Raw genomic sequence first — 14043 nt, 5'->3', positions numbered from 1 at the left:
CATGGGCGACGCGGATGCCCCCTACCCCGGCCTGCACCCGGACCTCTGGCCCCTGGTGCGAGCGATGGAGGCTGACCCGGATCCAACCCCAGACCACCTGCGCTCGATCGCGACCCTACGCGCCGCCGTCGCCGCGATGGAGGCCACGCTGCCGCCCCTCCCTTCCGTCATCACCACCGACGACTGGTCCCTGCCCTGCAACGGACGCAACGTGCCCCTGCGCAGCTACGCCACCGCCAATCCCCGTGCCGAGGTGCTGCTCTATATCCACGGCGGCGGGTGGAGCCTTGGAACCCTGCGCGGCCACGACCATGTCTGCGCGGATCTGGCGCTTGATACCGGTATGCGCGTCGTCAGCATTGATTACGCCCTCGCCCCTGAATACCCCTACCCCACAGCCCTGAACGAATGTGTAGCGACGCTGAATCACCTCACATCGGGCCAATCCCCCCTTGGCGCGGCGCCGCAGATCTGGCTCGGCGGCGATAGCGCGGGCGGCAACCTCGCGCTCGGCACCGCGCTCAAAACCCATCGCGCGGCGGGCCTCTTCCTGATCTACCCGGCCACCGATCCCACCTGTAGCGCGCCCAGCTATACCGCCCACGCCAATGCGCCCTACCTGTCGCGTGCCATGATGCACCGCTGTTGGCGCGACTACCTTGGCACCGCGCCAGCCGATGCCTACTCTGCCCCCGCTACAGCCGATCCCGCAAACCTCCCCCCCGCCATCATCCTGACGGCGGCGCTCGACCCGCTCCTCGGCGACGGCGAATCCCTCGCCGCCACTCTCCTCGCCGCCTCCAAACTCATCTGGCACGAAAAGGCGGAAGGCTTGATCCACGGCTTCATCCGCTGGCGCAAGCAATCACCCGCCGCAGCCTCCACCTTTAGCCGCGCGACCCACGCCCTCGCCCGCGCCATAGACCGTACATAGAAAGAGCGGGATGACCTCTCCGCCATCCCGCTCTTCATCTTTTCATAAATATCGAAAACGCAGGCCTCTCAGCCCGCGCCGATATCAGCAGTAAGGCGCACCGCGACCGGCACCCGGCGCGTCAGTCCCGAGAGAGCCGTTGTCTGCATCGGTGATGCCGGTGGAATAACCACCGCTACCGCGCCCGCAACCTGCGGAATCGGTCCAAGAGCCGTTGTCGCTGTCAGTGCCTTGGGCTTGCGCGCCCGTGGGGATCAAAGCAGCGCCAACACCGGCGGCCCCCATGACGCCCAGAACCGTACGACGGTTGGTGGGGTGATCTGTTGTAATCTCTGCGTCTGTCAGAGTTTTTTTCTTGTCATCGCTGGACATTGGTGAATTTCCTCAATGCTATTCTGGCTTCGTATGGAAAATTTTTGGCCGATCTGCCGATTTCAGTCAATGGAGGTGATCCCTTACCCGCACAAGTGATTGATCCCCGCACCCTTGCGTGCTCAGACTGCCACAACAGATTTCTCATATGTCTAGCAAACACCACGATTCAACAAACGGACGCCAGATGACCGACACTTTCAGCTTTGATTGGGCCATAGCCCCCGAAACACCCGAAACTTTCTTCAAGGACTACTTTGAAAAGAAGCCGATGCTGATCAAGCGCGGCCAACCGGGGTATTTTTCGGACCTTCTCAGCTACGCCGAGATCGATCGCGTCGTCTCGACCATGGGCCTGCATGTCCCCGAGATCAACGTGACCCGGGCCGATGGCGAAATCACGCCAGCAGACTTTGCCTATGAAACCGGCCAAGTGGACCCTGTTCGTGTGAACCAACTCCATGCTGATGGCGCGACAGTGATCCTGTCGGGACTGCATGAACGTCTCCCCGCGCTGGCGCGCTACTGCCGCGCGATGGAATCCGCCATGTCGGCCCGTGTTCAGACGAACATCTACATGACCCCTCCCGGCAATCAGGGCTTCAACCCGCATTACGACGGCCACGACGTGCTGGTGCTGCAAGTCTCGGGCACGAAGGAATGGCGCATCTACGGCACGCCCGTGGAACTTCCCCTGCCCGATCAAGCCTTTGAACGCGGCATGGATGTGGGCGAGGAAGAACATCGTTTCATTCTGGAGCCCGGCGATGCCGTCTATATCCCCCGTGGTATGGCCCATGATGCCGTCGCCACCGACGAGACGTCGCTGCACATCACCACCGGCCTGATGTTCCGCACCTGGGCCGATGCTCTGGCCGAAGCGGTCATCGCCAAAGCCCACCGCGAACCCGCCATGCGCCGCGCTCTGCCACCCGGATACGCCAGCTACGGTGCCGATCTGGATGCTTACAACGATACATTCGCCGAGCTTGTCACGATGGTCGGAGATGCCCATGTGGGCAAACTACTCTCTGGGTTCCGGGAAGAATTTCTGACGGCCCGTGTGCCCCGTGTCGAAGGGCAGATGGCGCAACTGGCGAAGCTCGATAGCCTGACCATCGACAGCCGCGTCGGTGCCCACCCCCATATCGTTTTCGGCATCCACGACGTGCCGGATGAAGATCAGGTCTGCCTCGTTGCCCAAGGGGCCGAGATCATCCTGCCTGCTCACGCAAAAGAAGCGATGGAATTCTGCGTCACCAATACCGATTTCCGCCTAGGCGATATGGGTGGAGACCTCGATGACGCGGGCAAAATGGTCCTCGCCAAACGCTTCGTGCGCGAAGGGCTGATGCAGGTTTTGTAATCCGGTCCCCCGGGCCAAGGCCCGGTCTACAAATCTCCGGCCAAGGCCCGGTCTACGCAGCGTCCATGTAGACCGGGCCTTGGCCCGGGGCGGCCTCTCAAATCATGTAGACCGGGCTTCAGCCCGGATCAGAACCAAAAACGCCACCTTGCTAACAAGCCCCCGCACAGGCGCCTTGGTGGCAGGACATTACCTCGGCCAACATGCGGGGATGGGCATCGGGGAAAACGAAACCGGGGCAAGCGTCTTCGAGCAACACGAAGCGCCGGAGCTCGGCCTGAAAGAAGAACAACCCGTATTCCACGTCCGCCGCCGATCCGCACCAGGCAATGGTGCAGGTCACTTCTACCGTCACCGGAATATCTTGCGACAATTCAAAGCCATCTTCCGTAAATAGCTCTCCCACGAAGCGGGCAGGCTGCGAATAGCCTACCATGTCGTTAATATCTCCGCCCCGTGCCACCGCCCCTTCGGGCGGGTCGCTTGGGCCTGTCAAAGACAACGAGCCGACGCCAATCACATAATTGACCGGGCTTTCAGCGGCTTGCGTGTAGGCGCCCGCCACACTGGGGACCGAGCAGCTTAGGGCAGAAACCGGACCGGCCGCGACAAGCGCTGCAACAAACGACAGATAACGGATCATCAAATGCCAAGCTCCTTCAGGACAGCCTTGTAGATACCGCGCTTGAACGGGACGATCACAGTCAGGATTTCCCGCTTTGTCATCCACCGCCAATCGCTGAACTCCACGTCCTTGTGGTTCAGGTTGATGACGCTATCGGGCGCATCAAGGCGCACATGCACCCACATCTGCGCCTGACCACGATATTTGTCCTTCCACCGCCCCAAGGCCAGCTCTGGAGGGAAATCATAGGTCAGCCAGTCAGAGGTCTTGCCGATGAACGTGACATGATCGCGGCCCACGCCGGTCTCTTCCTCAAGCTCTCGGTAGGCGGCATCAACGGGGTCTTCACCCTCGTCCAACCCACCTTGCGGCATCTGCCAGGCAGGCGTGTCGATGCCGGCCCTTTGGCCCGCAAAGATACGCCCGTCCGCGTTGGTCAAAACGACCCCCGCGCACGGGCGATACGGTAGATCAGCACTCACCTCAGTTTGGACCCAAAGCGCCAAGACCCGTCAGAATATCAATGGCATAGGCCAGTTGATAATCCTCGTTACGCAGGGCGGCGGTGGCTTCAGCTTCGGCGCGTTCTTCTTGCAGTTGGTTCAGCTCATCTTCGGTCAGGGACGAATTCTCGATCGCGCCGCGCAGACCTGCCTCGGTCCGGGCCGGACGGCCGTCGTCGTCTTCCTCAACTTCTACGGGATCACGCTGTTCCACGATGATGTCAGGGGCCACGCCAAGTGCTTGGATCGAACGGCCCGAGGGCGTGTAGTAAAGCGACGTCGTCAAACGCATCGCCCCGTCACCCGCCAACGGCATCACCGACTGGACCGAACCCTTGCCGAAGCTGTTGGTGCCCACAATCACCGCGCGGCGGTGGTCTTGCAGCGCGCCAGCCACAATCTCCGATGCGGAGGCAGAGCCGCCGTTGATCAGCACCACCATCGGCAGGCCTTCAATCAAATCGCCGGGGGTTGCGTTGTAACGCTCTCCATCCTGCGGCTCGCGCCCGCGGGTCGAAACAATCTCGCCCTGCTCCAAGAACGCGTCAGACACGCGGATCGCTTGGTTCAACAAGCCGCCGGGGTTATTGCGCAGGTCCAGCACGACACCGTTCATATTGTCGAGCCCGCCGACCTCTTCGATCAACTCAAGAAGGCCATCGCGCAGGTTGGGGAACGTCTGGTCACTGAAGGTGGACACCCGCAGAACGGCTGTGTTGCCCTCAAGGCGCGCCCGCACAGCCGTCAGCTGAATACGGTCCCGTGTGATCGTCAGATCGATCGGCTCCTCTGCACCTTCGCGCACGATGGTGATGACGATATCGCTGCCCACCGGGCCGCGCATCAGGTCAACGGCTTGCTCCAGCGTCAGGCCCAACAGCGCCTCTCCGTCGACGGCGGTGATGAAATCACCCGCCTCGACACCCGCTTCCATCGCTGGCGTATCATCCATTGGCGTGATGACCCGCACAAAGCCATCTTCCTGCGTCACTTCAATGCCAAGCCCGCCGAACTCGCCGCGCGTCTGCACCTGCATGTCCTCGAAGTCGCTGGCCGAGATGTACGAGGAATGCGGATCGAGAGAGATCAGCATCCCGTTGATCGCCGCTTCAATCAGCTCTGCCTCGTCCACTTCTTCCACGTAGTTCTGGCGGATACGCTCGAAGATATCGCCGAACAGGTCCAACTGCTCATAGACCGAGGCATTCCGCTCGGCCTCTTGCGCCAGCAACGGGCCCGCGACCTGAGTGCTCAACAACACCCCGCCTGCAATGCCGCCCACGGCGGCCATCATCAGTTTCTTCATAGATCGTCGTCCTCTGTTTGCCGTATCGGGCCAAGCCTTCCTTCACGCATCCGCCTGAAGGGGCCTATTGGGAAGCGAACCAATCCATCGGGTTCACTGGGCTCCCGCCCTGTCTCAGTTCCATATAAAGCGTTTCCGTAAGCCCGGCGCCACCGCCAAGAGCGTCAGAAACGATCAATTCCGCTTCAGTTTCGCTTTCTTCGTCCGGCATCAGGCCCAAAGGCGCCCCGGAAGGCACCAATTCGCCCGCGGTCACAAACAAATCACCCGCGCCCGCCAAGATAAGTAGATAGTCTTCGTGGGGCTCAAGGATAATGACATTTCCGTAATCCAGCAGCGGCCCTGCATAACGGACCGAGGCGGGCCAAGGCGCGGTCAGTAGCGCATTTTGCGGCACCGCCAGCAAAACACCGGGCCGGTTGATGCCCGCGGCATCCGCCTCGTTGAAGCCACGTACCAAGGTGCCAAGGGCCGGTAACGGCACAGTGCCGCGCACTGCGGTGAAGTCGGCGATCTCTCCTTCAGCAGAGGTCGGCGTTTCCGCCAGCATCGCGGCGAAACTGCCCAAGCTGTCCACACTTTCCAGGATTTGCGCCATCCCCTCCGCATCGAGAGAGAACCGTTCAGGCAATTCCACCCGGTCCGCAATCGCTTGGCTTAGGGCAGACCTCGCATCCTGCACGCCGCTGACGGCGGCCTCGAGTTCGCCCACCGCGCCATCTTGCAGGGCGCGAAGCACGGCGAGTTCTTCCAGCTGCGCCCGCAATTCCCGGGCCTCACGGGCCACGGCGGGGGTGACATCGGCCACGATCATTCCCAATCGCGCGGTGCCCAACGGGCCTTCGGGGTGCAACAAGGTGGCTGGCGCAGGGGCTTCTTCGATCCGCTGCAAGACCCCCATTAGCCGGGCCAAACGCTCTCGCTCGGCTTCGAACACCAGCAGGATCGTGCGTTCACGCAGGGCGGCGTTGCGGATACCTGCCCGCAGCGCGTCGAGCCCGTGTTCATAGGCGCGCACCGTTTCCGTGAGTGCTTCCACCTGATCCCTTGCGCCATCGGCATCGCGCAACGCGTTGGCGGCGTCTTCCAACATCCGACTCGCTTCGCGTGCGGTCATCGCCGGATCGCTCTGCGCCCCCGCCCCAAAGGCTGCGAGGAGGCCTAAAAATAGGCCGAGGAGAGGCCGGCGGATATGCAAGCGCGGCGCCTTCACGAAATCAAACTCTCACCGGTCATCTCGGCGGGCTGCTCCAGCCCCATCAATTGCAGCAACGATGGGGCCAAGTCGGCCAAACGCCCGTCGCGCAGGGTCGCGCCTTCGGGTCCGCCGAGCAGCACGACAGGCACTAAATTCGTCGTATGTGCCGTGTGTGGCCCGCCGGTTTCGGGGTCCACCATGGTTTCGCAATTGCCGTGGTCCGCACAGACGATCATCGCGCCGCCCACGTCCTCTAGCGCCGCCACCGCTTGTCCCAAGCCCTTGTCCACCGCCTCACACGCCGCCATTGCGGCCGCCAGATCGCCCGTGTGCCCCACCATATCGGGGTTGGCGAAGTTCACCACGATCAGGTCGTATTGCTCCCGGATCGCGGCCACGAGCAGGTCGGTCACTTGGTCGGCGCTCATCTCGGGTTGCAGATCATACGTCGCCACATTGGGCGATTTCGGCATCTGCCGGTCCTCTCCCGGTTCTGGCACTTCCACGCCGCCGTTCAGGAAGAAAGTAACGTGGGGATATTTCTCGGTCTCGGCCACCCGGAACTGGCGCAGGCCCGCTTTCGCGACCCATTCGCCAAGGGTGTTCACAATCTGCTGCTTGGGAAAAACCGTGGTCATATAGGCGTCGTGCGCCTTCGAGTAATCGACCATCCCCAGCTTCGCGACAAAGTCAGGCCGCCCGGTCACATCGAACCCGTCAAACGTCGGATCGCCCAAGGCCGCAAGGATTTCCCGCGCCCGGTCGGCGCGGTAGTTAAGCATGAAGATCCCGTCGCCATCTGCCATCCCGGCGTAGTCTCCGACGATGGTGGGCGGAATGAACTCGTCGGTTTTGTCCGCCCCATAGGCCGCAGCGACCGCGCCCAATGCGTCATCGGCCCGGTCGCCTTTGCCGCGCACCATCGCGTCGTAAGCGCGTTCCACCCGGTCCCATCGGTTGTCCCGGTCCAGCGCAAAGTAGCGCCCGCAGACCGTCGCGACAAAGGCCCCTTTGGGCAGGGTCAAATCGCGCAGGAACCCTTCGGCGGATTTCGGGGCCACATCGCGCCCGTCGGTGATCGCATGAACCGCCACCGGCACGCCCATCGTAACCAGCACGGACACCGCGGCCTCTAGATGCGCCAGTTGCGAATGCACGCCCCCGTCGCTGACCAATCCCATCAGATGCGCCACCCCGCCCGAGGTCTTCAGCGCCTGCCCGAAGGCTACCAAGGCCTCGCGCTGCGCGAATTCTCCGGCGTCGATGGAATCGTTGATCTCTACCAAGTCCATCTTCACCACACGACCGGCGCCAATGTTGGTGTGTCCCACTTCCGAATTGCCCATCTGCCCGTCCGGCAAGCCCACGTCGCGCCCGTGGGTCAGCAACGTGGCGTGGGGGCAGCGGGCCATCAGATCATCCATCACAGGGGTCTTGGCTAACAGCGGCGCATTGTCCGCTTCGGTCTGCCCAATGCCCCAGCCATCCAGAATGCACAGAACAACGGGGCAGGGCTTATCGGTCATTGGTCAGAACTCCTTTACCAAATTGTTCTACGGAGGGCGCAACGGCGCTGCAACCTCCCGCAGTGTCGTTCGGTGAAGACACGCAAGGGAACGCGCAATGGACGGTCAAGAGGTGTCAGGCAATCCGCAGGATGCGGCGACGCCTGTGGCGCAACCCTCGGGGCATTTGCTGACCTCTCAAGCGGACCGGAACAATTGGCGCGGCTGGTTGGCGCAGGCCCGTGTCTGCCCCGACCCGGGCGGGGATCGCATCGCCGATATCCTTGCCCAACACCCCCGCGCCTCTGCCCTTGGCCAAGGCTTCACCCTGCCCGCCTACCTCGCCCAAAACACCGATGTCGCCAACGCCATCTCTGATCCGGCTGAAGCGGTGTTCCACTACCTTGAATTCGGCATCCCCGAGGGCCGCTCTGCCGCCCCCACGGCTTGGAATGCGGATTTCGTCGCCCGCACCACGGGCCATAGGCTGCCGCCCCATCTATCCGCCGAACAAGCCGCCGCCGCGCTGTCGGAACGTGGCATCCCGCCCGATGCACTGGCCCTGCGGGAAGCGGACCTCTGGCTGATCCTCGGCCTCCATGGCCCCGCTTTGGCCCCGATCTTCCACCACGAAACCTATCTTGCCGCGCTCGATGCAGCCGGGCTGGACCTGCCTGCCCCTGACCGCCTGTCTTGCATTCACCACTTCGCGCAAGTGGGGCTGGACGCGGGCGTTCCGACCCACCCCGATCACGCCCTTGATGCCCGCTACTATGCCGCCACCCTGTCGGAGCGGGGGATAAGCGCCCCCCCTTCGCCGCGCCATTGGGCCAGCGTCGGACTGCGCGCCAACGTCCATGCCAACGCCAAGGCACAAGCCCTTGCCTGCTATGACCTCAACCTGCCCTCTGCGATCTCGCCCCCCTCGGGCGGGCATCTGACGCGGTTCATCCTGCACCCGATAGAAGGTGTCACCGCCCTTGACCTAACCGACACCGCCCTGCGCAGTTTCGTGATCGACCTTGCCCGATATAAGCGTCGGCGCGGCGATATTGGCGGGGCCGAGGCGCTGTTGTCCCATGTCCTTCACATCTGCCCCGGCGATCCCCGTGCCAGCGTGGAGCTTGCCGACCTCATCCACGGCACGCGGCAAACACCTCGGGAAATCGCCCTGCGCCAAACCGCCCCGCCTGACTTTGATGAAGGCGAAAACCGGATGCGGCTGGCCAGCCTGTTCCTCGACCAAGGCAATTTTGACGCGGCTCTGACCCATGCCAGCACCTTGCCCCCTGCGGCCCTCGGCCATGTGGACCTCTGCACCCGCGCCAAAACCCTTGGCCGCGATGTTTTTGAGGCGCTGTTTCGCAACCTTAAATCCCACCTCTCCCACTATTCCGTCCCCGACCTGCAAGACCTTCTGACCCGTGCCATCGCGCTTTATGCCCCCACGCCCGACAGGGTGGCCCGGGCCGGGGCGATCAAGCGTGTGGCGATCCTTGCCAATGACGACCTTTATCAATGCAAGCTCTACCGGGCCGACCAGAAGGCCGATCAACTGCGATCCCAAGGGGTGCAGGTCTCGACCTTTCTGCAAAGCAAAGACGTGGCGCAGCTGCACGGCCAACTGGCGCAATTCGATGCCGTGATTTTCCAACGAACGCCCGCGTTCCCGCCCATCGCGGCGCTGATGGTGGATGCCGCCAAGCAAGGCATCGCGACGTTTTTTGACATCGACGACCTGATTTTCGACGCGGGCGCTTTCCCCCCGCCCCTTGCCACTTACGCGGGCCAGATCAGCGCCAAAGATCACGCCGCCATGGCCTGTGGCGTGCCGCTTTTCGCCGCCGCCGCGCGGCTATGCGGGGTTGGCATCGCCTCCACCGCGCCGATCCGGGCGGCTCTAGCCCCGCTGACCCAATCGGGCACCGCTTTCACGCACCGCAACGCCCTTGGCCTTGCCCATCATGCCGCGATGAAACGCCCGAAGCCCGCTGCCGGGGACCGTGTCGTTCTATTCTACGGCACTGGCACCATGGCCCATAAGGCCGAGTTCAGCACCATTCTGGAGCCCGCCCTTGCCCGCGTTCTGGCAGCGCGTCCCGACCGGGTCGAGGTCCGCCTGATGGGAGAGTTCCCTTCCCTCACTCACCTCTCTCCCGACGATGTGACACTCATTCCGCCCACGTGGGATTTCGAATGCTACGCCGAGGAATTGGCCAAGGCCGACGTCGCCCTGTCCGTCCTGTCCCCTTCCCCCGCAACGGATGCCAAGTCCGAGATCAAGTGGATGGAACCCGCCATGTTCGCCATCCCCGCCGTCGTCAGCCCGTCGCCGGTGATGAACGCCGCTATCGACAACGGCCTGACCGGCCTTATCGCCTCGGATGAAGACGCTTTCGTTCAAGCCCTGTTGCATCTGATCGACGATGACGCCGCGCGCACCAGCATCGGCCATGCCGCGAAAGCACAGGTAATGCGGGACTTTGCACTTCCCGCCATGGGGGCCGATCTGCTGCGCCAGATGCAGACCACACTGCCTGCGGCGAAGCCCAAACTGCTGGTGGTGAATGTCTTCTACCCGCCGCAATCCATCGGCGGCGCAACCCGTGTCGTGGCCGATAACGTGAGCCATATTCTCACCCACCACGCCGACCGGTTTGAGGTGGATATCCTCACCACCCGCGACGGCGAAAAAACCGCCCACCAGATCTATGCCACCAGCCATTCCGGCGCGCGCATCTGGTCAATCAGCAACGATCGGAAGCTGCCGGAACGGGCCCTGCGCGATCCGGTGATGGACGCCCGCATCAACGCCCTGCTGGACCGCATCGCCCCTGATATTGTCCACATTCACTGCGTGCAGCGGCTTGGCGTCGGGATCATTGACGCCTGCCGCCAGCGGGACATTCCCTATGTGCTGTCGCTCCACGACGGGTGGTGGATTTCCCCACATCAGTTCATCATCGACGCCGACGGCGTCCCCTCTCTCTACGATTTTTCGGCGCACGACGCCCCCGGCCCGGTGCAAATCGCGCGGCGCTGCATCCAAGACGCCGCCGCCGCCCTCGCGGTGTCCGAGCCTTTTGCGCAACTGCACCGGGATGCCGGGTTGCCCAACGTCCGCGCTCTGCCCAACGGGGTCTCTGCTCTGCCAAGGCGCGAACCGACCGCCGCCTCCCCCGGCCGCGTACGCCTTGGGTTGATCGGCGGCGCGTCCCGGCACAAGGGCTATGATATCCTGCGCGCAGCGCTGACGTCGCGGGCCTTCCAGAACCTTGATCTTATCGTCTCCGATCACGCGCTCCCGCCGGGGGCCGAGGTGCACGAGACGTGGAACAATACCCCCGTCCTGCGCATCCCTCGCCATCCGCAAACCCAAGTGGGGCACCTTTATGGACGCTTTGATGTGCTGCTGGCCCCCTCCATCTGGCCCGAGAGTTTTGGCCTCGTCACGCGCGAGGCTTTGGCACTGGGGCTATGGGTTGTGACCTCGGACCGGGGCGCGATCGGCGCGGATATTATCGAGGGGGTGAACGGCCACGTGGTCCCGGTCGAAGATCACCGCGCCTTGGCCGCGGTTTTGGCTCGCATTGATGCAGATCCCGCCCGCTACACAGGCCCGCCCGAATCCAACCAACCCCAACGCACGGCCGCGCAACAGGGGGATGAACTGGTGGCGCTGTATCAAGAAATCCTGTCAGGCCACGCCGCTAAAAAGTAAAATCCGCAGCGTGTAGATCAGCTAGCAAAACATCCTCCAACAGGATCGAATTGCCGCTGCCCGTATCAATGAACACATCTGCCCCCTGCTGCACCGCAGCCGTCATCACATCGGCGTAGGTGTTCATGGTCGAAAGCTCGGTGAACACCAGCTTTTCGCCGTTATTGGTGGCGTTGAAATCAAGGATCACATCGGCCCCGTGGCCATCCTCAAACACGAAAAGGTCGGCGTTGACGTTGCCTTCCATCGTGTCATTTCCGGCCCCTCCGATCAGCGTATCGTAGCCGCCTCCGCCGACAATATAGTCGTCGCCCGCGCCGCCGTCGGCATAGTCCGATTGGTAGCCCGCGCGGATCAGATCGTTGCCGTTGCCCCCTAAAATCGTATCCTGATGCTCAGCCCCGAACAGGCGGTCATTGCCCTCTCCGCCGACGACAAGGTCCGCCCCGTTGCCGCCGCGCAGCACGTCGTTTCCTTCCTCGCCGTAGATCGTATCGTCACTGTTATCGCCCAGGATCGTGTCGCGCCCGTCACCGCCGTGGATTAGGTCTTTGCCCTGCTGGCCCCGGATCGAGTCATTGCCAGCGCCGCCGTAAACCGTGTCGTTTTGGCTTCCGGCCCAGATCTCATCCCGGCCACTGCCGCCATGGATCAGGTCGTCCTGATCTCCGCCTTCGGCGTAATCGTTGCCGTCCCCCAGCATGATCGTGTCATTTCCCAGATCGCCGTAGACCACATCATTGCCGTGGCCCGCGTCCACGTAATCATCGCCCGCATAGCTAGTGACGGTGTCCGCACCGTTGCCCGTGTCCACCGCGTCATTGATCGCGGTGCCGTCGATCGCGTCATCCCCGTCATTGCCCCCATGAAGCGAGAAATCCGGCACCCGATGCGCCGTCTTCAGGATCGCCGCGTGGACTTGGGTGAAGCTCAGCGTCTGCCCATTGCGCGAGAACACCTCCAGCGTTTCGCCCCGCCAATCCAGCAGCGCCCCCTGGGCCGTTGCCGTGTAGCCGATCTGCGTCACATCATAGAGCATCGGCCAGGCCGACAGATCGATCCGGTCCACTCCGACTTGGAAATCGTGAATTTCGTCATGGGTGAAGTCGGACCGCAGAATGAACAAATCCGCGCCGTCGCCCCCGTGCAGCGTATCAACACCCAGCCCGTCTTCCAGCAGGTCATCCCCCGCCCCGCCCGAAAGGCTATCGCTGCCCGCGCCGCCGATCAGAATGTCATCCCCTGCGCCGCCGGCAATTGTCCCGCCACCATGATCGCCCTCGATGATATCGCCTTGCGCAGACACATCGACGGTTATTTCTGTCACGCCCCCCTCCATCTCGGAGGCGACAAAAAGGTGCAGACTGCCCCCGTCAAAGGACGCCGCCATCGAGGCTATGTTTTGCAACCCGGCGTCGCCGCTGACCGTGCCCAAAAGCTGCAACCGCCCGTTGGGCATCATCACAAACAAGGTCACGCCATCATCGCCGCCCCCTGCCATCACATAGGTGCGCCCGTCGGCCTCCACGACTTCTAGGGTTTGGACGTTGCCAAAGTGCGTATCCGCCGTGTCGATGATGTGGTCCGTGTCCACAAGACTGCCATCTTGGGCCAGCTCCATCACGGTGATCGCGCCCGATTGCCCCTGCCCGTCGCCGGGGGCCGAGGCGAGGATGATGAAATTCCGCCCGCCGATCTCGACCACTTTCATGTCGGTGGGGGTCATGATGCCAAGCCCCTCATTCACCCCGGCATTGCCCGTGTTCACCAGCGTGTTGCCGTCCAGGCGATAGGCGGACACGCCCTTTTCAGTCTGGCTGGCGCTGATGACATAATCGTTGCTCATCACCGAGGCCGCGCCGATTGACATCACTTCCGAAGCATAGGTCGTGCCGGTGTCCGACACCTGCATCGCTTGGGAAAGGGCGCCGTTGCTGCCGATCTCGTAAGCGCGGATCAGACCGCTGCCGGTGGCGGCCATGAAGACGGTCTGCGGGTCCGCTTGGCTGACCTCCAGAAGCTGCGCCATGTTCGAGTTGATGCCAGACATCTGCTGCGCCGCGCCCAAGGTGCCGTTGGCGTTCACATCGTACAGATGCAGCTGCTCCGAGCCAGAGCCCGCAACCGCAATGCACATCGCGCCGTTAACCTCCATCAACGACATTTCCTGCAACGCCGCCCCGGCCCATGCGGCGTTGTATAGGGCCGAATCCAGAATGCTGACCGTTCCGTTCGCGTGCAATTCATAAGAAGAAAGACCGCCATTCTGGCCCGAGGTGGCGTAAAGAATGGATTTGCCGTTGTGTTCCGTCACCATCAGATCGGTGATGCCAACGTCCAGCGCCGCCACCCCGATTTGAAACTGCCCCTGAATGACCATCTGCGCCATGACGCACTCACTTTCCTTTGCACTCCTAGGGGGTATGCCTTGGAAAGGGGGCTGAAGATTTTGCCGGTTTGTGGCGGCGGCGTGACGAATAAGGCGAAATGTCGGGGCTTGTGTTAACCTTGGC

The 14043-nt window shown here is 62.7% G+C and carries 10 protein-coding genes; 3 read left to right on the top strand and 7 right to left on the bottom strand.

Annotated elements, in window-relative coordinates:
• Window position 1: 1 nt before the first annotated feature.
• Window positions 2-934 (top strand): alpha/beta hydrolase, encoded by a 933-nt coding sequence (locus K3728_01635; protein UWQ95970.1) that lies wholly within the window; start codon window positions 2-4, stop codon window positions 932-934.
• Between the two features lie 84 nt (window positions 935-1018).
• Here K3728_01635 and K3728_01630 read toward each other — a convergent pair whose 3' ends face one another.
• Window positions 1019-1306, bottom strand: coding sequence for a hypothetical protein (locus K3728_01630; GenBank protein UWQ95969.1), 288 nt, complete (start codon window positions 1304-1306; stop codon window positions 1019-1021).
• A 187-nt stretch (window positions 1307-1493) separates the two neighbouring features.
• Here K3728_01630 and K3728_01625 point away from each other — a divergent pair, with 187 nt between their 5' ends.
• Window positions 1494-2672, top strand: a complete 1179-nt coding sequence (locus K3728_01625) for a cupin domain-containing protein (GenBank protein ID UWQ95968.1) — start codon at window positions 1494-1496, stop codon at window positions 2670-2672.
• 151 nt (window positions 2673-2823) lie between these two features.
• Here the strand turns inward: K3728_01625 and K3728_01620 are convergent, their stop codons facing one another.
• The 5 genes from K3728_01620 to gpmI form a co-directional block, all read right to left on the bottom strand.
• Window positions 2824-3315, bottom strand: a complete 492-nt coding sequence (locus K3728_01620; protein ID UWQ95967.1) for a hypothetical protein — start codon at window positions 3313-3315, stop codon at window positions 2824-2826.
• Window positions 3315-3779: an RNA pyrophosphohydrolase gene (locus K3728_01615; GenBank protein UWQ95966.1), complete on the bottom strand. Its 465-nt coding sequence runs from the start codon at window positions 3777-3779 to the stop codon at window positions 3315-3317. Before K3728_01615 ends, K3728_01620 begins: the two co-directional genes overlap by 1 nt.
• A 1-nt stretch (window position 3780) precedes the next feature.
• Complete coding sequence (locus K3728_01610) at window positions 3781-5106, bottom strand: S41 family peptidase (protein UWQ95965.1); 1326 nt, start codon at window positions 5104-5106, stop codon at window positions 3781-3783.
• A gap of 64 nt (window positions 5107-5170) precedes the next feature.
• Window positions 5171-6298 (bottom strand): peptidase M23, encoded by a 1128-nt coding sequence (locus tag K3728_01605; protein UWQ97409.1) that lies wholly within the window; start codon window positions 6296-6298, stop codon window positions 5171-5173.
• Window positions 6299-6315: 17 nt separating this feature from the next.
• Window positions 6316-7830, bottom strand: a complete 1515-nt coding sequence (gpmI, locus tag K3728_01600; GenBank protein ID UWQ95964.1) for a 2,3-bisphosphoglycerate-independent phosphoglycerate mutase — start codon at window positions 7828-7830, stop codon at window positions 6316-6318.
• A 97-nt stretch (window positions 7831-7927) separates the two neighbouring features.
• On the opposite strand from gpmI, the gene K3728_01595 reads away from it, so the two are divergent.
• Complete coding sequence (locus tag K3728_01595; protein UWQ95963.1) at window positions 7928-11530, top strand: glycosyltransferase; 3603 nt, start codon at window positions 7928-7930, stop codon at window positions 11528-11530.
• On the opposite strand, the gene K3728_01590 is transcribed toward K3728_01595, so the two are convergent.
• Complete coding sequence (locus K3728_01590) at window positions 11520-13919, bottom strand: hypothetical protein (protein ID UWQ95962.1); 2400 nt, start codon at window positions 13917-13919, stop codon at window positions 11520-11522. The two genes, K3728_01595 and K3728_01590, sit on opposite strands and share 11 nt — an antisense overlap.
• Window positions 13920-14043: the final 124 nt, after the last annotated feature.

The sequence above is a fragment of the Rhodobacteraceae bacterium M385 genome (assembly GCA_025141835.1).
GTDB lineage: Bacteria > Pseudomonadota > Alphaproteobacteria > Rhodobacterales > Rhodobacteraceae > Gymnodinialimonas.
This window is presented reverse-complemented; position numbering and strand designations above follow the sequence as displayed.